The following is a 20,985-nucleotide window of genomic DNA, read 5'->3' on the forward strand; positions in this document are numbered from 1 at the left end:
CGACTACTGACTAACGTTTAGAAAGTAGTCGTTTTTCTATTTTATAGGAAAAATTATTAAAACAATACTAGGTTCAAATGTTTCATTCTTTTAACTTATAGTAGTTTAAACTACCAATTACTAAAAGTTTATAGCAGGTGTTTTAAAAAACCGGCTGGAATAACTTTGTCCTTGTATCCAGATAACTAGTTGTTAGATTTACCATCATCAATAAAATTAGCTATAAAATTAATGGTCTCATTAAAATCTGTTTTTAAGTCATGCTCCCATATTCGTAAGAGGTTCCATTTGTTCTCTCTATATAAGGTGGCGATTATAGTATTTCTCGTCATGCCTATATAGAGCTGATTCATTGGAATGCATTCGACCGTAGAAAAACCACCCGTCCCGGGTGGTTTTCATTATTATTTATACAGTTGTGACTCTTCACAGACAAGTTGGAAAGGACAGTACTTGCAATTATCTCCAGGTCGAGTGAAAGGTACATTATTAACATTCTCTTCGCGTCTATCAGTTATCTCTCCTTTAGAACGAGAACCGAATAGACTTAAACCTGAACGTATATGATGGTATGTCCAATGGTTAATTACTGTGTAATTTCGTGGTATTCTTTCAGGATGCTTAGAAGCATAATCAATGGCTGCTGCTTGATATACATCTTTCTTTGTTTCCGACCAATGTGGAAACCAGTCACGATACTGTGCAAGTCTATTCTGTAGGACTTCTTGTGCGTGAACGTAATCATACTCAATGAGCTGTTGAAATAAAAATGGTTCATGAAAATTACTATAAAACATTGGACGGCGATCAAGTAATAACGTGTATACAAAACGTTTTGGACACCTGTTGAATATTTTCCCTGGAAGGATTTCATATTGTCGCTCGTTAAATTGTATATCCTTCTGTACATATGTTGTTGATTTTTCTTTCGTAATTAGCTCATTCACCTGTTTATTAGAGCCTTTTATTAATGTTAAAAAGTTTAAGTAAAAACTATTCTTTAAGTGCTTTCGATCTTTGAGACGTCGAACAATAGAGAAATTCAACTTTACTGCGTTACTCATAATAAGATAAAACTGGTAACATGCAATTTCGACTTCCAGTTCTTTGCGCATTCGTAATTGGCGTAAATACAAATTGTCTTTACAAAGCAAATCAAAAGATTCTCTTGAAAGTGGCCAAATGTTTAGTGGTTGCGTTGTCGGAAATGCTTCATTATCCATTAATCCAAAGTGAATAACACGGTTATCTTCAAACTGAAGGCCATCACTGTTTAATAAAGAGTTAATTGATCCGTTTAAGCTATAATCGACATGACCGTATAATTCAGCTTCATGTTCATCTTCTAGATCAGTGTTCTGTCCTAGGAAATATTGCAAGCCTTGCATTAAGTCTTTACGGTCTAAATAATCTAATGAATCATCTTTAAGTTCTTCCAATACAGAAAGAATATTTTTAGCGATTTCATTATCAAGTTCTTCTGTTAAGGAAGGTAGGATATTTTGTGATACATGTGTTTCTAGAATATCCATGTATTGAGAAATGTTGATTTCTGTCCCCTTAAAGAGAGAGTTAAATAATTCTTCAATTTTAAGGATAGCGTTTTTTAATAAAAGTAACTCTTCCTCTGAACTGTAAAAATAACCAATTGCTTCATGATAAAATGAATACATCCGGTGTTCATCATTATCATATGAGTTTCTATGTGCAAATTGGCTCTCAGCTTCCTTTTTCATTAAAATAAGTTCATCAAGACATATTGACCACTCACTAAAGGTTTTGAATTTCCTCGAAATTTCCTCCATCATGTCTAATGATCTGAGTGTTATCTGAGCGTTAATACCGTCCACCAATAAGTATCCAGAACTTATTATTTCACGTAACAATGTATGCGTCACATTCTCAGTATCATCGTATTTTGCGGTATTTACGTTAAATTTCCGCCTATTAATACGATGAATATTTATTAGAAATGCACCCAAAGGAAAATCGGATAGTTTTTTATGCTCAGCCTGTTCAATAGGCGCTAAATAATCTCGCACTTCAATTGTACGGGGTGAAACGTACCGCTCATCGTTGTTATGATTATAACGTTTAAACTGTTGAAGGGTTTGAAATTCAAAATAGTTCACTTTTTTAATATCCTGTTCATTGTTTACCATTACAGGAGCTGTAAACGAACCGTTAATTGCATCTAAAAATTCTTTTGCGTGGTAGTTCACTGTAGATGTATACGGTAATGCACGTGTATAACCCAGTTGCGGTATATTCAGGAATTGATCAATCGTTTGGAAACCATGTTTATAATTTGGTTGATAGTTGACAACATGAATGATATCAAATTTCTTGCTTAACAGATCGAATAAGCGCTTCTGGATTGGCACGAGGAAGTAGAACCCATGTAATACAAGTACACTTTTTTTTCCTTGTTTAATACGGCTATACACTACTTCATCAGCTGTTTCAGTATGTGGAATATTGGCATTGATGCGCTTTTCAGCGTCATCAATGACATCCATGAACAATTTTTTTAGTGTTTTACGAAAAACTTTTTTAGGTGATGCAGAAAGTTGTGTGAACCATTCATGTATGGTTGAATAGGATTCATCGTTTTCAACTTTCTTCCATATATCTAAAAGGATGTTTTCCTGTTCAGTCAAGTTACTTAACACACTTCGCACTTGAGTACTTGTATAACCACATTCGCTCAATAATCGAATAGTTTTTAATAAAAGCTCTTGATTTTTATCAATAGCTGCAAATAAATCACGATTTGAAGAGGGGGGTTGTTCGCTCATCAATCGTAGTTCTTTGGATAATAATGTATACTGCTTTAGGCTTGTCTTGCTTTTTGTCCAGCCATCACCAATGTATTTCATTAATTCAGCAAATGAAATTATAGGTCCTGTAAACCAGCGATTCAGGCCACTATTACTTTTCATCATTCCTGCTTTTAATGAATTGGTTGCTGTAATATGGATAGCATTTTTAAAGGTTGCAAATGCGCTATTGGGATTTAAAAGCTCCTCTGCATTTGTAAAAATCAAATTCTTATAGCCAGGCATTATTATTCTCCTTATATAAACAATAATTCTCCCCAAGTATTCGGATGGGTCACTTCCTCATGCACATTTTTCAAACCATAAATTTTTAATGATTGTTTTGCACGAGTCATAGCTACGTACAAAATACGGGCTTCTTCACGTCGTTGTTCTTCGTTCTCTTCAGTACGCAATTTGATATAATTAGTTGTTTTATCCTCGAATCCACTCTTATCATCTTTATATTTCCATCCTAGATTTAATTGATCTTTCTCACCAATTTGTACGATAATATCTTGTTTTATATTATCTTCTTTACGTATGAAGGCGTTATTAGGGTAAGGGATAAGAACAGTGTGGAATTGTAATCCCTTCGACTTATGTACCGTCATAACACGTACAAAATTGTCTTCAAATGAGGATTCTTCAATTTCTGCCTCATCACTTTCACGGTTTGTTAAAATTTGTAGCTTTAACCAATCATACACTTGAATTAATGTCGCACTGTTGTTGAACTTCGCATATATCTCTGTAATGATTTTTTCAAGATTAAGTTCGTATTTCAAAATCTCGATTTTATTAAAACCACGGTCTGCTAAATTTGATTCATAATCGCTTTGGTCTAAAAACTCCTGTAGAATGGACAGTACTGGTTTTGCTTTCATCAATTCTAAGGCATTATACCAGGAGACTGGTATGTTAAAAGTAAAGTCATCAGCGTTAATGAATTTTTTATTTCGATTCCTTGATTTGAGTGTGAAATGCACCTGATCAATTTTAATACAAAAAGCTGTTTCACTAAGGGAGAATAGTGCTTGGTTTCGGCCGATATCATCACTTTTCGAATAGAGCCAAGAATGTAGAAGGATGCTTAAATCGCGTGCTGCTTTTGAAACATAAAGAGTTCCCTCAGTACGTACTTCATATTGAGGTCCGTTATTCAATTTTTTTAGCTCTTCGCCAATAGAAATTGCTTCATGATTATTTCGGACTAATACTGCCAATACATTTGACTTTTCATCTTTCGAAGGCATTAGCGCAAAATCTTCGAGCAAATACTCGATTGTGAATTCTTGGTTGTAAAGCCTGAATATATTATCCTGATCCATATGATTTTCCTGAAGAGAAAACATCGGTAGCTCACTTGAGGGTAGTAATTCCTTCATACGCCATTTTCCAAATATCTTTTCTACATCTTCAATTAATAAACGTGAAGAACGAAAGTTTTCAATTAAATGATAAATATGCAGCCTGTGATAGTTAAGCTGTTCTAAATATTCATCGAGTACACTAAACGCTGTTGAGTCTGCTCCGCGAAAGCGATAAACACTTTGTTTAGTATCACCTACGACGGTTAGACGTAGCTTGGCTTTTGCGGCAATCGTTGCGATAAATTGAATTTGGGCGATATCGGTATCTTGGAATTCATCCACTAATAAGTATTTATAACTCTTATTAAGTTCATGTAATGGAACTTGTTGATCTATTAGAACCTTTAAAAATCGCGTTAAATCAGAAACTGTTAAAAAATCCTCATCAAATTTTATCGAAGTAAATCTGTTCTCAGCATTTTTAAGAATATTAATTACTGCAACCTTAAGTAAATCGTCTTGCATATTAAGTCTTAAATAATCATTAAGTTCTTTTTCAACAATTCCCTTTTGGTTAAATTTATCCCAGACATCTTCTAAAAAGCGAATGATTTTATAATATTCTAGGTTGTTAAATGGATTTTTTTCATAATTCGCAAGCCATTTGTCTAAATATTCCTCCAAAATTTCTCGGCGCTTAACCGTCATCTCAGTAATCTGAATATTGGCTGCTAAACCGATATAGTGGGAAAACTGACTTAAAATATCTTTTGCGAACGTTGGAATTGTCACTATCTTCATAAGACTTACTTGCTGAAGGTATTGGTAGTGAACTTCATTACCGGTTGTACGGTATAGATTTTCTAACCTTTCTTCTAGGGCTTCTTTCATGTTGCTCGCTGCTTCATTTGTGAATGTAATCATAATGATTTCATGTAAGGCATTAATTTGCTTAGTGAATAATAAATACAAAATGCGCGATACAAGAGTAGTTGTTTTCCCACTGCCAGCTCCTGCATTTACTGCAATGTTATTTGCAGGCTCGGCATGCTCAATTTTATATTGGTGAAAACTGAACTTTTTAAGCAAAGTACCATAACTTTCTAAGTAGTGAAATCCCTCAATTTTACTTAAAGGCTTTCCATTTAGTGTGAAAATATTACCATCAATCGCGATGAATGTATCGCCTTGGGCTTTGTGATACGAAACGAACACTTTTTTACCATTATTGCGAAGGACCATAAGGTATTCTTCAATTTGATTTGTTTGCACCCCAATATATATATATGAATATTGCACTTCTCCGCTGTAAGAAGTGTAGCCAACTTGTTTCATTTTGTCCGGTACTATTTCAAACCTATCTGTTAATTCAACTTCCATTAATTCTTCAGGAGTATGACTGTCTAAATTACGTAAATACTCTGAAAGAAAATGGACATCCTTCTTTCCATATAAAACTAATTTTGATCCGTTATCACAGGTTATTTCCTTTTTCTGTTCTGGGAAATCACGTAAATTATATAATATTAACTTATAGCCTAGTTTTAAATTTTTTATCGATTTTTCTTTTGATAATCGGTAATTTTCATCCCCACTAAATAATTGTAAACCGAGAGATTTGCCGTTTTTATATAGTAATACATCTGTTTTTGCTTCTAAGTCATAGGTATAATCCATTCTTACATCATCGAATAAATTGGATTCTTTCAAAGAAAAATAAAAATGCAGTTCAGATACCAATGCTCTATAGGCGTTATTCGCATAATATTGAAGGGCTACTTTATTTGCAGGGCGAGTCAAGTATTTGTTTAAGTAACTTTCTTCAAATTCCTTGACCTCTGGTAAGCGTTTTAGGTCATTAATCAAATCATATAATTCTTTATTGAAAAGAGCCAAGTTTCTCTCGTAAACCCCTGGTCTATTGAAAGGGAATTTAACCTCGCGATAGGTACTAACAAGTATTTGTTCAATATTTTTTGCTGAGTCAAGATACTTTAATATTTTTTGAATGTTAAAAGACATTATGATGCCACCTTAATAAAAATCTAATGCAAAAATCCTACCTATATCTCAATTAGACATACTACTAAATACTATAATTGTACTATTTTATGAGTGTGTTTAAAACAAGTAATAACACAAAGTTGGACATTTCTTAAAGTAGAATTATTAATAGTCACTGGAATAATGCAGAACAAATGTTCTTGTTGTGATGAAATGATAACAAGGTTGAAAGCAAAAGTATGGAACTAGTTGTAAATTAAATAGTTTGTTTCAGAAGGAGGAAATTATGATAATATAATCTAATGGATATAAAATTTAGGTAGAATTTTTAATGCCTTAAAATAATATTTGTTGATCTTTTTAGGTAAATTTAATATAATATTTCTTAGGTATAAAACATACCGAAAGGATGTTCCGAATGATAAAAGTAGCAGAATTGTTTGCCGGCGTAGGTGGTTTCCGGCTAGGTTTGGAAGCAACAAATGGATTTGAAGTGGTTTGGGGTAATCAATGGGAACCTTCAAAGAAGGCACAAGATGCTTTTGATTGCTATGCTAGACGTTTCTATGGAAAAGGGATTCATTCTAATGAAGATATCGCAAAAGTTGATGCGAATAGATTTATAGATTTAAACGTGGATATGATTGTGGGTGGATTCCCATGCCAGGATTATTCGGTAGCTCGCACACTTTCCGGAGAAAAAGGTATTCAAGGGAAGAAGGGGGTCTTGTTCTGGGAGATTATTAGATTAGCGACCGATTTGCGTCCAAAATACTTACTTTTAGAAAACGTCGATCGTCTGTTGAAATCCCCTTCCACACAACGGGGCAGAGATTTTTCTGTCATGCTTGCAAGTTTCCGGGACCTCGGGTATTCCGTAGAATGGCGTGTGATCAATGCTGCTGAATATGGACAGGCTCAGAGGAGAAGAAGGGTATTTATTTTCGCAATCCGTAATGATTCTCCATATCTTAAGACCAGACAAAATATTGATGATGAACTTATGATTAAAAAAGAGGGCTTCTTCGCTAATGCTTTTCCGGTCACAGACGAGCCGTCAAAATATAAACCTGATTCATTTATATTGCCGCAGGATTTAGTAGATATCTCTGAGCATTTCTGCAGTAAATATATGAATGCGGGCATCATGCGGGATGGAGTTGTTTATACAGAAGAACTCACACCAAAACTTGAATCACCAATAACGCTAAGTGAGATTGTAGAATCAAGCGTGGATGAGAAATATTATCTATCAGATGCACAAATCGAAAAATTCGAGTATTTAAAAGGGCCCAAAAAAATAGAGCGTACTTCTGCAAGTGGGCATAGTTACATTTTTTCGGAGGGTGGTATGGCATTTCCAGAGCCATTGGATAAGCCAGGTCGAACTATGTTGACTAGCGAGGCTACAACCAACAGGAGCAGTCATGTGATTGAGGATCCAGAAACCAAAAGAGTTCGTGTTTTGACTCCAGTCGAGTGTGAACGACTCAATGGCTTTCCAGATAACTGGACTGAAGGCATGTCAGATCGAATGAGGTATTTCTGCATGGGTAACGCTCTTGTTGTCGGCTTGGTACAGCGTATGGGCGAACGCATACTTGAAATTGAGGAAGAAGAGCAAGAAGCTATTAAAAATGATCCACAGCAGCTAAGTTTATTTTAAGGCAAAAAGATGAGGCCTTGACGGGATTAGTCAAGGCCTCTTGCTTATATAGCTTCCACTTCTTTCGCATGCTTAATGAAAGTAGCGATTTTTAGGATTGTTTCATCAAAATCTTGCCTGATTTCATGTTCCCATATCCTTAAAATATGCCACCCTTTCTGAAGGTAGAATTGAGTGTGTTCTTTATCTCGTTCTTGATTACGTTCAAGTTTCTTCTTCCAGAATTCAATATTACTTTTAGGCATTCTACCGTGGATAGGACAAAAATGCCAAAAGCATGAGTCTATGAAAATAACCACTTTATATTTCTTTATAGCTATATCAGGGGTCCCGACCATCCCACGTACATTCCTTCTGAATCTGAACCCTTTTTTCCAAAGCTCCTGTGTCACAAGGGATTCCAATTTTGAAACAGCCTTGATTGAAGACATAATTTTACTTCTTTGCTGGTCTACCATTGTCTATCTCCTCCCCAGGGCAGTGTTAATATCTTCTACCAACTAGAAAGAAAAATAAACATGGAAAAGGTAAATGGTCTAATTTATGAAAAGTCCTTATTAGACATTTAAACACCAAAAAATCAATCTAATTCCTTAACTATTTCTGCTATATAACTATTATTTAACCAATAACATTGTTTCGTCATTTTTTGACCATCCGGCAGGATGATTTTATCTCTTCCATCTATACCTTTTGGTCTTAGGTGGGTGACTCCATTGAATCCGATTTTAGGAAGGTTGTTTGTTTCAACTAACTTTTCCCCATGATATTTGTATTCAATCGCTACCCCTTCGTCGACCACTTTTTTTACTTCATTCCATAATTCCTTTATCTTTGTTTCAATCGTTTCATAAGGCATATTCCAAAGCTTGATACCTTTTAAATATAACTTCCTATTCGGGTTCTGCTTTTTGGTTTCTTTAAACTCAAATATAACAAACAAAAATTTGGTTTCCTGGAAACGCTGCCTAATATAGCTATCTTCCCAAGTTTCCTGTGTCCACTGTTGAAAATCTATGTTCTCAAAAGACATATGTTGTTCAGGTTTTCCATTCGGTTCAAGCCGTATTGTTTTAAATTGAATATTAGCCTTTGCGAACTCTTCGATATTATCCAACCTGGTTCCCTTGGTACCTAAAAAAGAACTGACTATATTGGGTACAAAACTTTTGGATTTTGGATTGTACTTAATATTAATATGATCAGCTATTTGTTTGTCAGTACATCCAATATATGGGGAGAATTTTTCGACAAGCAATTCTTTGAGTGTCTTCTTTTCCAATTCAACTGCAGAAGCAAAACTTACCAAATCCTCATTCTTAATATATTTCCGAACTAAGGCAGTCATATAAGATGGCTTCAGAGAATATGCACGCTGCATTGCCAAAACATTAGAAAAAGGTTGGGTTCGTAAACTCTGTTTATTGGCTCCTTTTGTGCATGCACCCAAATAATTAGTGTCTCCTTCTGAAATTTCATGTGCTTTGCCATTCTTAATTTTTTCTAGGATGGTTTCCCAATCCTGTTTGATAATTTCTAAATCAGCTTTAGGGTAAGTAAATAAGACACTTTTATAAATACGATAATCATTCCGGTCAATTTCAGGAAGCCATTCATAGAACATAAGGAGTAGTTTCTCGTTTTTCTTCCAAAAGCTTGATGTCTGGAAGTGTTTATTAACTTCTTCCATATAATTAATGATGTTTAGAACCAAGCGTTCTTTTGCTGAAAGTGAACCATTTTTATTGCGTTTGAATGGGGTAACTTTTAATTCCACACCCAGATGTTCAAAGTCAGGTTTTGCATCTGAATTCACCGTGTAACCAAAAAAACTTTCTTCGATTACTTGCCCTAATCCACCCTTAGCTTTCTTCTTTTCCAATCTGTCATACGTGTCGATTTCTCCGAAGGTTTTTCCCTCCGCTTCTTGTGCCTTCTCCACTAATTCATCCAAAGTAAGGTATTTCATACCAATCACCTCAAACTAGATTGCTTTTATATCAAAAGGGTAAATTTTACAAAAATGTAACTATAGTATAAAGCATCACATATAGAATTACTAGATTGCCTATTTAGATTGACTACAGAAGGTCTTGGAAATAGTAAATTTATTACCATTTTTCAAGGGTTAATATGTTAAAATAATTAATAGTGTGAATATATTACTATATAGAGAACATAAAATATTACATTAGAGTTGTTGAAGGGGAATTGGGGGTTAACAATGAATACTTATTGGAACTTTCCAGCTGCTACTGGTGGGTTAATCAATTCAATAAATAATGCCGGTCTAGAGACTTTTAGAGGGAATGCTTTGGAATCATTGACTAGGGAGGTTTGTCAGAACTCCCTCGATGCCGTAAAGGATACAAAGAGTCCTGTCATAGTGGAGTTTTCGCAATTCCAGATGAATACTAATGACTTTCCTGAGAAGGATGAGCTTGTTGATGTATTCCATAAATGTGAAGCTACTTGGAGTGGCAGAAATAAGAAAAGTGAAGATTTTATCGAAAACGCTTTAAGTCTCTTAGGGAAAAGCAATATTAACTTTTTAAGAATTAGTGACTTCAATACTAAAGGGCTTGAAGGTGCACGTGATGGTGAAATAGGCAGTCCATGGAGCTCATTAGTCAAAGAAGCGGGATCTTCTAATAAGGGTGAAAGCTCTGGCGGAAGCTTCGGCATAGGGAAATCGGCTCCTTTCCTGAATTCGAATCTAAGGACACTTTTTTATTCATCCAAAGATATTACTGAATATGAATCTTATATTGGCGTGGCCAACATCATGTCCTTCCAGAAGAACGAAAATCAAATTACTTTAGGTAACGGTTACTTTACACATAATGAAAGGTCCCTTGCCATTCCTGGATCAATCCAGCTTGATTCTCAATTTATTCGTAAAGAGACTGGTACGGATATTTATGTCTCTGCATTCGAACCTGTTGGGGATTGGGAAAATGAAGTGAAAAGATCTGTTTTACATAATTTTTTCATTACGATTTTCCAAAAGAAGTTGGTTGTCAGGATTAATGATTTTGAAATCACTCATGAAAATCTTGGACAGTTAATACATGACTTGGAGAGCACTGAGGAGAACGAGATTCTCAAAAATTATTTCAATCTCCTAAACTCTGAGAAAACCATAAAACTAAAATATCCAGCACAACAATATAAGAATGGTATTTCATTTGAAGAAGGCGAAGCTGAACTGCTTTTGTTTAAAGGGGAAGATTTGAATCGACGTGTGTTAATGACGAGAAAAACTGGTATGCGTCTGTTCGAACAGAAAAATATCAGCGGGAGCATTTCTTTTACTGGTATCCTAATGATCACTGGTAACCATATGAACAACATTTTTAAGCAAATGGAGAACCCTGCTCATAATGAATGGGCTCCTGAAAGATATGAGAAGGATCCGAAATTGGCAAAAAAGATTTATTCTGATTTGAGGAGTTATATAAGAAAGACGGTGAACGAGCTATTCCAGGAGAAAATCACGGATAGCATGGATGCGGTTGGATTAAGTGATTTCCTGCCAAATAAAAATTTGCTCTCAGACAGTGGCAAGAATAAGACTGAGTCCTTAACATCTTCGATTAAATCGCTTGTTTCTAAAAAGAAAAAGGAAGAGCCCCCAAAGAAGGCTGTTACTAAGGGTGAGCAAGATGAAGACATAGAGGAACAGTTAAAAGGTGAATTCGGTATTACGCCGACTGGAGATCAGGGTGGAAACGGGACTGGTCAACACAGTGGGGGTGGAGATGCTGGAGGCGGATCAACTGAAACTGGTGGGAATAATAAACTGGATGATAATGATCCAGGAGATCAAGACAAAAAGAGAGAGCGTAAACCAAGCAAGAAGCCGGTTCAAATGCAACAAAGGTATGCATGTGTTGATAAGATTGATGGGAAATACCGATTCATGGTTACTCCTCAAAAGTCCTTGGCAAGCGGTCGCCTGGTATTTAAGGTTGTGGGAGAACAAAGTGATTATGATCTTCCAATTAGAAAGGCGGCAACTGATAACTCAGAGGTTTTAGTAGAGAAATATACTGCTAATACTATCTATTTGCAATCTCTTAAAGCGAATAAAAGCTTTATGCTTGATGTTGAAATTGACTACTCGGATTACTGTGTAATGGAGGTGGAGCTGTATGAAAATTAGTAGTGCATATCCATATCCTGTGCTTTATATGAATAATGATGATTATATAGATTCCAGTTTTTCAACCGGAATTGAAGTGGCTGAGTCATTTGGTGAAGTGAAAATTAATGCCCATTTCCAGCTGGACAACAATGGCGTTAAAGAGGTAATTCATCAACAGAAAGCTGTTTTCTTAATCCATGTTGAATGCGGTCAAACCAGTTTTCGACAAGCATATGAATCTTTCCAAGATTCTTTGGAGATTTCGATTCCTTCGAGTAATTTAAGAGGAAAAATCCAAATTCATTCTTTTATCATCGCTAAAGATAGAATAACGGATTATCTCAATGATTCATTGAGTGACTGGTATAAAGGCTTTCCGATTACGTTTGAGAAAGGGAACTTCATCGCAATTGGCGAGGCGATCGAAACGACATTGTTTGAGGATAATGCGGAGCTTTTAAATTTACCTTCTATTATTACAGTGAGTAAATCTCAAAAGAAAGAGTTTATGGAAGTCGATTTAAATTCGAACAATATTACGATTGCACTCCCAGAGTATGAATATAATCAATATGCTGGAAATGCTAATTCTCGATTGAAAAACACTATTTTGTCAGCGGTTTTCATGCCAGCTTTGGTATATATTTTTTCTAAAATCAAAGATAGCCAAGGGGACTTTGAGGAATATACATGGTATCAAGTGCTAGATAAAATCTTCGATGAAAACAATCATAAACTCGAGGATGTTGGTTCCGATACTTTTTCTGCATTGAAAGCTGCTCAACTGGTCTTGAGAAAACCATTGAAAACAAGCTTTGAAGAGATTGAAAAACTCAACCGTGCGGAGGATTGACATTGAAACTTAAATTTATCTCAGACGAAACATTAATGGATTTACGGACGAATTATGATGCCTATAAAGAAAATTATTATAATAAAAATCATCAATGGTTCGACGAATATTTTAAAGAAGAAGGTAGAGTAATAGAATCAAGTGTATCTTTTGAAATGCCAGCTTTGAATCTAGATGAAGATTACTCAGTGAGTGACAAAGAGAATGTGAAGGTAATTTATGAGGCATTAAAGCATTTAACGGTATCACAAGCCACCCAGGAAAGACTTTGGTCAGGATTGGCTCACCTGCAATTTAGGGATTTTGCCTTTTATCGGCTGAAGAATGAATTGGAGAGTGGAAATGATACACGTATAAATACCGCTATGTTCTTCAAAAACGGCAACAAAAGATCGCTGTTCGTTCATATCCTGGCACGGTTATGGTGGGTTGGATATATGACATACGATGAAGCTAATACTGAGAATCCTTATTGGCTTACAGACTTCTTTTGTGAAAAGGACTTTTCAGCAAGAAGTGTCGTGTTTTTCTCAAGTAACTTCACATCAAATCCAAATATCACAAAAGGTATCCTAAAATCGATAATAAAGTTGCAGAATAGAGGAATCAGCATAAAACGAGATCACTTTGTTCAGGCTAACAAGTATTTGAACGTCGTTGGCGGTGCAATGATTCTGGATATGCTGACGACTGATGAAGTTGAGAGGATGATAGATAATTATTTGGTCAAGTATTATGGGATTGAAGTTGAGCAGCCTGTTTAAAACAAAAAGCATACTATTAAGGTATGCTTTTTGTTTTAAAATATATTAAAATTCAATAGTATCTTTTTCTGATTGAATTAAGTTGTTATGCAACAAAGATTCAACTAATAACATGGTCTCAAACGTAGCCAAATAGTCAACTGTCTCAAAATCAGTATGCTCATTTTGGTATCCGGCTGACAGGTTGACTGATGGTATACTGTAATTGGCAAACACTTTAGCATCGCTGATTCCACCTGGGGTTACTTGCCAATCTTCCATGCCTGTCAGTTTTCCTGCTTGTTCGAATAGCTTGCCAAATTCTTCCGAGCAGAAAACGAAACCTCCGTTTGATGTCACAATATCTCTTTTACCTCTTCGGTCAATAACAATCGCTGCATCTACATCCTCGATAAAATCCTTGTCTATTCCACGTGAGCCTCGGCATCCAATTTCTTCTTCAACTGTAAAAGCCACTTTTATCGTTCCATTGAAATTGGTCTTTCGTACTCTATTTAATATCGAAAGTATAGCAGCAATTCCTGCACGGTCATCTGCTCCTAGAATTCCTTTTGAGCTACTAAGGGTAGTGCCTTCCTCGATAATTTCACGGCCACATATAATTTCTTCTACTGTATCCATATGAGCCGAAAGGAGAATGGTTGGGCCGGTCCCGCACTCCATATAGCCGAGAAGATTGCCTTTTTTATCGATGAAACAGTTGTCGAGTACGCGATTCAGCTTATTTTTCAGAGTTAAACGAATGGCTCTCTCATCTGTACTTGCTCCAGGAATATTGAGCAATTCAATTAATTGATATTTAAAATTATCGGCTTGAAGGTTTCTTAAGTAGCCGGGATTCTGAGAAAGTTGATATAAATTTTCAGCCATCTCGAGAAGCGGCATTTGATTATCTAGCGGATAAGTAAGACGGACATTTTTACCGTCAATTCTGCATTTCACATTTGCGGGAACTGCGGCATTTATGATTTCAGTCTGTTTGCTGTTCGGGAATTTCTTCAGAAAGATATGTGCAGGCCTTTTGCCATGGCCGTCACAGGAACCAAAGGTATGGATACCTAACTCGTTTAACCAACGTACGATGCCGCGAATGTAAGGATCAAAGTCAGTAAGCGGCAATTCTCCTCCAAGCGGATCAATCAGCATTCCAGGACCCGGAGAGTTTATTTCCCGGCCAGCCTCGAGTAATGTGCTAATTATAGATGAATCATTTTCTAAAGAGCCAGGTGCAATCATAAGTCGGTTTAGTAACTGTGAAGTGATTCCTTGCGGTGAGGACTTTGCATCTTCCTTTTGCAACCCATGTCTTGCCAATAGAATGTTGTTTTTCATTCATAATCATCTCCCTTTGTTTGGTAAGCTTAGTTTAGCAAGCGTGTTGTGACACCGAGTCACAGTAGAAAAAGAGGGATTTTACATGCAAAAGTTGAAATGAATATTGAGGTGAGTCGCTGTGGCTAGACAAGAGAGGGAATTGCATCCTAAAGACGAAGAAAAGCGGTTAAAGGACGAACTAATGGAAGCCAGGAAGAAAAGGGATAGAACCAGTCAACATCTAATTGAGAAAAAATTAGTAAAGCTCTATGTCTCTCAGGCTGAATACTTCAAAATGGCGGAAAAGCCTGATCCAAATATTGCAAAAAGGTATTTAGAAACAGCTTTAAGAATTCAAAAGGACCATCCTGTAGCAAATTATCGACTTGGTTATTTATTTTACCGAAACAATGAATACACGAAGGCCATCTTTCACTTTGGAAAAGCATTGGATGGGAGTACGACAGAAGGGTTGAATGATACCCAAACCATGCTTGCTAATATGTTTATGGTCAACTGTGGAATCAGAATTGCGAAAGAGTCAATTTTGGAGATTCAAAGTATAGAAGAGAATTTGTACTCCGAGTTGGAAAAAGAAAGGGTAGAAAAGTACCGGAACGAGATCCTGGTTCTGGATGAAGACGTTTTTGAAAGGATGTTTTATAGGAAAATTGAAAACGGAATGGCATCGAGAATTAGTGAGTCTGAATTTGCTGTTTTTCAGCCAAAGGGTAAGCAAGTAATGTTGCGAATTTCCGATCAAGGCAGGGAAATTCTTTTTCCAGATGGTTTTACATTAAGCTTAAACCCGGTATCTTTCTATTTATTCTACGGATTAATAACAGCGGAAGAGTTATTAACCTATCGGGACTTAAAACATAAAATTACATTGTGGAGCGAGCTGGAAGTCACTGAGGACAATATTCGGCAAATGATCAGCCGATACTCCAGGAATATTCCAATGTGGAATGTTTTCTTTCCTTCCACTAGTGTTGTTAATCCAGAATCTAATAGGCGAGTCGCTGGATTTATGTTGGCTGAAGGGTTTAGTTCATGTATTTTATGCAGGGGAGATGAGGTCCTTCCCGGGGAGCTTTAATGTGGAAGGATCAAAATTGCAGTATACATAGTGGTTACTAGATACTCGATATACAGGACTCAATTATATTCAACACGAAGACATACGCTATTTAGGAGGTTAGATCAATTGGATCAAATTGAAATACTGAACTTAGTGCCCAAGTTTTTATCCTTTTTCCATATGGCAAAAAAACCTGATATTGATGAAGAAGAAAGATGGGCTCTCTGGAAGGAACATTATAACTTTGCAGCCGTTCCTCCGGGAGACGATGGTCAAAAGATGGCCAGAAAGCTCCTGGATACAGCTTGGGATCATTATGCTGAGCATTTATCATTTATTGAGAAATGGGAACCGAATGAAGAAAAAGTTAAAGAGTATCTTACAAAAGTAAAATCTTTGCTTGGTTATGATCACCCAATTGATTTAGTCGTCGTTTATTTCGTTGGGGGATTTGAGAATAATCCATTTGTTGCTCCCTATGATCAAAACCGTATGGCGCTTTGTTTGCCTATTGAGAACGGAGATTCCAATATCCACCTTGCACATGAACTGACCCATATCGTTCATACACAAACGGCAAACCTGACAGGTGAGTGGGAACGAACGATAGGATCTACCATTTTGCAGGAAGGGTTAGCGACCCAGGTTAGCAAATGCTTAGTACCAGGGCATCCGGATGAGCTATATATTGAGCATAAAAAAGGGTGGCTGCAATCTTGTAAAGAAAGTAGAACAGACATCATTAGCCAAATATGTCCTTTTTTAGATCATGACTCTTCAGAAGCTGTAACAAGGTTCACATTTGGGAATGGAACAACGAACCACGAAAGGGAAGCATACTATGTTGGGTGGGAATTGGTTCATTTCCTTTTGAATGATGGAGTCAGTTTTAAAGAAATGGCTAGTGTGCAAGAAAAGGATATCCCGGATTATTTAAGAGACATTTTACCGAATCTTTTGAAGTAGGGAATGATCTTAAGGAAAGGGCATTACATAACTTGAGTTTGGTTTATTCTGTAGGGTTTAGGAAGGCAGCTCTGGACCTATGGGAATGAGCCAGTTTAGTATTTTTATCATTTCTGCCCAGAAGTATTAAGAGTGTAATAGAGTCGGCGGATTAAGTTAAGCAATATGGAAAATCAGGAGGTGCAATAATGACCAATCTAAAAGGAAAACGTGCAATCGTAACAGGCGCAAGCCGTTCTAAGGGAATTGGGGCGGCGATTTGCCGCTCACTTGCGAATGCTGGGGCAGATGTGTTTTTTACACATTGGTCTCCGTTTGATGAGATGAGCGGTAATGGATTAGATCAGGATTTTCCTAGTATGTTATGTGAAGAGTTAAGACAAATGGGAGTTAATGCTGCTCATATGGAGGCTGACTTGAGCAGGAGTGAATCATCCACTCTTATTATGGATCGGGTTGAAGAAACGTTGGGGACACCTACTATATTAGTGAACAATGCTACCTATGGATCACCAGCGGATTTTCGGACTTTGAATAGAGAGATTCTGGACAAGCATTACGAAGTGAATAATAGTGGGACACTTATGCTGTCGCTGGAATTTGCGAAAAGGTATGAAAAGTCATATCCAGAAGGAAAAGATGGGCGAATCATCAATATGGTGTCTAAAGGTCCTGATCCTAACAATCTGGCTTATATAGCAACTAAAGGGATGATGATTGCCATAACGGAACCTTTATCAGTCGGGTTAGCGCCAATCGGTATTACAGTAAATTCTGTCGATCCTGGTCCCACAGATTCCGGTTGGATCAATGATGAATTGAGAGAGCAGCTGCTGCCACTATTTCCATCAGGACGGATAGGTGTACCTGAAGATGCTGCACGTTTAATCACGTTCTTAGCAAGCGATGATTCTGGCTGGATTACTGGACAAACGATAAAGTCTGAGGGTGGATTTTTGGGCAAATAAGAATGCAATGATTTGCCTGTTTCCTCAGAGAGGGGAGAACTTGTGATGTATATACCCAAACATTTTAAGATCGAGGATGAAGAGAAGATTTATGAGTTTATTGAAAAGTATAGTTTTGCCACTCTTTACTCGACGCATAGGGGAGAACCGTATGCTACTCATCTGCCATTGATTTTAAAGAAGGATGAACAGGCATTATATGGTCATTTTGCTCGCGCTAATGGACAGTGGAAGGATATAAAAGATCAAACAGTTCTTGTGGTTTTCCAGGGTCCTCACAGTTATATTTCACCTTCCTGGTATGAAATAACGGACGCTGTACCTACCTGGAATTACGTGTCCATCCATTTATACGGCAAGGTGGACATGATTGAAGATGACAAAGTAATCTTTGATTCCTTAAATGAGATGATCAATAAATATGAAAAGCCAGATAGTCCCTACAATTTGAAAAACGTCGATTCTGGATATATTGAAGGGCTGAGTAAAGGCATTGTTGCATTTAAGATCAACATTACTAAAATCGAAGCCAAGGCTAAATTAAGTCAGAATCATCCAGCTGAACGGCAAGAGTTAATTATCGAGCAGTTAGAAAAATCTACTGTTCAAAATGAATTGAAAGTTGCCTCCTTTATGAAGGAAAATTTGTCATAAATCTATTCTTAACTATGGACACATATCAATTGGCAGCTTAGGGCTAGGGCTTAGAGCGAGTGTTAGAAGTGATTTGGTCACCAAATACGCTCAGTTCATTACACGAGTTGGGAAATTTGGTGTAGAAACGGAACTATTGCTATTAAAAATAAGTGGTGGAAAAACCTCCTCAAACAATGGATAGAAAAAATCTCCAAAATAAAGTACAATTTATCGTTAACCCTCCGAATGTAAATGTAAAGAGGGGCTTATATCCAAATGAAAAAAGACTTAGAGTTGAAAATTCTCTAAGTCTTTTTGATGTGAAATAGTTCCGTGAATGACAGACTGCTGTCCACCTTCGCATATAAACTGATTGATGGGAGCAGACTTATTGAATTAAAAATTAATTGTAAATGAATAATTGAAATTTAGACTAACAAGGACAAGCACGCGAAAAGTATTCAGAAAGGATGATTCGTTTTCTCCTCACTTTTTTAACACCATTAATCATTTAGCAGTTTAAGGTTGGATTTAATGATAATATCTTTAAAATCGATGCCCAGTTGAACTGCGGTTTGCGCTACTTCCGGCCGGATACCTGAAAGGATAGAAGTTACTCCTATTAAGTTCAAAGCATTTATTAGATGGAAAATTTGCTGAGCCACCATCGTATCGACAATCATCACCCCTGACAAATCGATATAAAGTATATCTATGTCTTTATTACTGCATTGAGATAGTGTGTTTTCTAATATTACTCTCGCTCTTTCTGTATCAATAACTCCTATGAGCGGGAGTATTGCAGTCTTTCTTCCCACCGTAATAATGGGCGAACTCAGTTCTTTGATCGTTTCCTGCTGAGCCTGTAATTTTATCGATGAATATCGATGGTATTCTTCGGCAAACCAGGTAATGATATTTTTAAAAGTACGGATAATGGTCATTCTCCATTCATTTAAATCCTTGTCCGCAAATTCCTCCATATTTTCAGCTGAGAATTGGTCAAACAATTTTAAATATTGCTCTTGAGTGTTAAAAAACTCACGTAAAATATAATGGATTGGTGTATTTAAATGTTCCGAATCCTGCGCAATCTCATGAACCCACTTTTCCATGCTCTTAACAAAATCAGAGTGGTCAGTAATAAAGACATGGCAGAAATGAAGATGAAATGCATGATTCTGCTGTTTAACAGTAGTAATCACTTCCGGGTCTGTTGACGAGTAGACACCAGAAGGGTCTGTTTTATTTAAGGAGTCGTACCACTCTTCTGTTAAGGCCCATGTTTTTTCCTGAAAAAATTCATGCAGCTTTGTTCTGATCTTTGCATCTGAATACGATTTCATATACCATTTCCCCTTAACTTATTCACCGGTCATATTTTTAAAGATATATATAGAAAAAGAAATTAATTGAGTTCAAGGAGTCTATTAAATAATCGTTTTACCTGCCTGGCCTAGAGCATGGTATATTCCATGCTGCAATGTCTGGAAAACTTCATATTTTGAAAGACTAATCCCTGATGTCGTTATTTTCATCGCCAGTCCTGCAGAAATACCGACTAATATAGATTTGATCCCAATTAAGGAAGCAGAAGTCCCGATTTTTTTTATCAAATCGATGGTTAGATCATTTATGTCATTATCAATGCCAGTTAAATCTAGAATCAGATAATTAGCCTTATACTTTGGCAGATTATGTAAGGTATTGATAAATAAGTCTTCTGATCTGCCTTCATCATATTTTCCGATTAAAGGCACGACCACTATCCCATCCAAAACGGGAATGATAGGGGATGACAGTTTCTTAACGAGAATTTTCAATTCTTCTGTTTTTAGCTCTACCATCTCTTCTAAACGTTTAATCTCTTCAGACTCTTTCTTACGTGCCAGTTCATGAATATTAGCAGCAGCGGTGATGTTGGATGGAAAGTAGGAAACAATACTATATTCATGACCTTGCAACTGATCCTGTACAAGCTCATACCATATATGAGTGCCAAAAAGTCCGCTAAAAACCCCTGCAAAATGGGCTGCAAGGAAGGATGTTCCGCTTCTTTTTCCCTGAGCCAAATTAATTTTATATTCCCAGCTGTCCCTGATCTGTGCTGAGAAAGTGTAAGAGTCTATATCCAGTTTTACTATCTCAGACCTTCCCCAGCCAGCAGACGCATAGGTGTGGGTGATCATTCTGGCAGCGTCTTTCACATTTAAGTCTTTTATGTTGCTAAAATATTCCCCGACTACTAATCCCTGTCGGTAACCGGTTGTTTCCAGAACAAGGTTAGCTGCTTCCTCTCCAGATACTTCCTCAATGGTGTCAAAAAATGACTTCATTGCTGAAGTAATCCAAAATAATACAGCATCTTGCTCCTCAAATAAGAACTTGCCATTCTCCATATTCCATTTAAAGTCAATGCCTTCTACATTTATTTTTGCATCCAAATTCAATATC

The 20,985-nt window shown here is 36.5% G+C and carries 15 protein-coding genes; 8 read left to right on the forward strand and 7 right to left on the reverse strand.

Going from position 1 to position 20,985, the window contains the following annotated elements:
- Positions 1-404 precede the first annotated feature (404 nt).
- Positions 405-3,065, reverse strand: a complete 2,661-nt coding sequence (locus LGO15_RS11355; protein WP_226087645.1) for a hypothetical protein — start codon at positions 3,063-3,065, stop codon at positions 405-407.
- An 11-nt stretch (positions 3,066-3,076) separates the two neighbouring features.
- Positions 3,077-6,154, reverse strand: a complete 3,078-nt coding sequence (locus LGO15_RS11360) for a UvrD-helicase domain-containing protein (protein ID WP_226087646.1) — start codon at positions 6,152-6,154, stop codon at positions 3,077-3,079.
- 400 nt (positions 6,155-6,554) lie between these two features.
- On the opposite strand from LGO15_RS11360, the gene LGO15_RS11365 reads away from it, so the two are divergent.
- A complete protein-coding gene (locus LGO15_RS11365) occupies positions 6,555-7,802 on the forward strand; it encodes a DNA cytosine methyltransferase (RefSeq protein ID WP_226087647.1) in 1,248 nt (415 codons plus the stop codon).
- 44 nt (positions 7,803-7,846) lie between these two features.
- Here LGO15_RS11365 and LGO15_RS11370 read toward each other — a convergent pair whose 3' ends face one another.
- A complete protein-coding gene (locus LGO15_RS11370) occupies positions 7,847-8,260 on the reverse strand; it encodes a very short patch repair endonuclease (protein WP_226087648.1) in 414 nt (137 codons plus the stop codon).
- Between the two features lie 122 nt (positions 8,261-8,382).
- Positions 8,383-9,771, reverse strand: a complete 1,389-nt coding sequence (locus tag LGO15_RS11375) for a Sau3AI family type II restriction endonuclease (RefSeq protein WP_226087649.1) — start codon at positions 9,769-9,771, stop codon at positions 8,383-8,385.
- Positions 9,772-10,026: 255 nt separating this feature from the next.
- Between LGO15_RS11375 and LGO15_RS11380 the strand changes: the two genes are divergently transcribed.
- Genes LGO15_RS11380 through LGO15_RS11390 form a run of 3 tightly spaced genes read left to right on the forward strand, consistent with a single transcriptional unit; the run spans position 10,027 to position 13,566 of the window.
- Complete coding sequence (locus tag LGO15_RS11380; protein WP_226087650.1) at positions 10,027-11,967, forward strand: hypothetical protein; 1,941 nt, start codon at positions 10,027-10,029, stop codon at positions 11,965-11,967.
- Positions 11,957-12,802: a hypothetical protein gene (locus LGO15_RS11385; RefSeq protein ID WP_226087651.1), complete on the forward strand. Its 846-nt coding sequence runs from the start codon at positions 11,957-11,959 to the stop codon at positions 12,800-12,802. The genes LGO15_RS11380 and LGO15_RS11385 overlap by 11 nt, the downstream gene beginning before the upstream one ends.
- Before the next feature lie 2 nt (positions 12,803-12,804).
- Entirely contained in the window at positions 12,805-13,566 is a 762-nt protein-coding gene (locus LGO15_RS11390; RefSeq protein ID WP_226087652.1) for a DUF6339 family protein, read from the forward strand.
- A gap of 45 nt (positions 13,567-13,611) precedes the next feature.
- Here LGO15_RS11390 and LGO15_RS11395 read toward each other — a convergent pair whose 3' ends face one another.
- Positions 13,612-14,898 (reverse strand): M20/M25/M40 family metallo-hydrolase, encoded by a 1,287-nt coding sequence (locus tag LGO15_RS11395; protein ID WP_226087653.1) that lies wholly within the window; start codon positions 14,896-14,898, stop codon positions 13,612-13,614.
- Positions 14,899-15,019: 121 nt separating this feature from the next.
- Between LGO15_RS11395 and LGO15_RS11400 the strand changes: the two genes are divergently transcribed.
- The 4 genes from LGO15_RS11400 (at position 15,020) to LGO15_RS11415 (ending at position 18,549) form a co-directional block, all read left to right on the forward strand.
- On the forward strand, positions 15,020-15,979 hold the full coding sequence (locus LGO15_RS11400; RefSeq protein ID WP_226087654.1) for a tetratricopeptide repeat protein: 960 nt from the start codon (positions 15,020-15,022) through the stop codon (positions 15,977-15,979).
- 108 nt (positions 15,980-16,087) lie between these two features.
- Entirely contained in the window at positions 16,088-16,927 is an 840-nt protein-coding gene (locus LGO15_RS11405) for a DUF2268 domain-containing putative Zn-dependent protease (protein WP_226087655.1), read from the forward strand.
- A gap of 188 nt (positions 16,928-17,115) precedes the next feature.
- A complete protein-coding gene (locus LGO15_RS11410; protein ID WP_226087656.1) occupies positions 17,116-17,895 on the forward strand; it encodes an SDR family oxidoreductase in 780 nt (259 codons plus the stop codon).
- A 45-nt stretch (positions 17,896-17,940) separates the two neighbouring features.
- A complete protein-coding gene (locus LGO15_RS11415) occupies positions 17,941-18,549 on the forward strand; it encodes an FMN-binding negative transcriptional regulator (RefSeq protein ID WP_226087657.1) in 609 nt (202 codons plus the stop codon).
- A gap of 485 nt (positions 18,550-19,034) precedes the next feature.
- Here the strand turns inward: LGO15_RS11415 and LGO15_RS11420 are convergent, their stop codons facing one another.
- Entirely contained in the window at positions 19,035-19,877 is an 843-nt protein-coding gene (locus tag LGO15_RS11420) for an STAS domain-containing protein (RefSeq protein ID WP_167830533.1), read from the reverse strand.
- 84 nt (positions 19,878-19,961) lie between these two features.
- A complete protein-coding gene (locus LGO15_RS11425; protein ID WP_413231385.1) occupies positions 19,962-20,981 on the reverse strand; it encodes an STAS domain-containing protein in 1,020 nt (339 codons plus the stop codon).
- Between the last annotated feature and the right edge of the window lie 4 nt (positions 20,982-20,985).

Source organism: Mesobacillus sp. S13 (assembly GCF_020422885.1).
Taxonomy (GTDB): Bacteria; Bacillota; Bacilli; order Bacillales; family Cytobacillaceae; genus Mesobacillus; species Mesobacillus selenatarsenatis_A.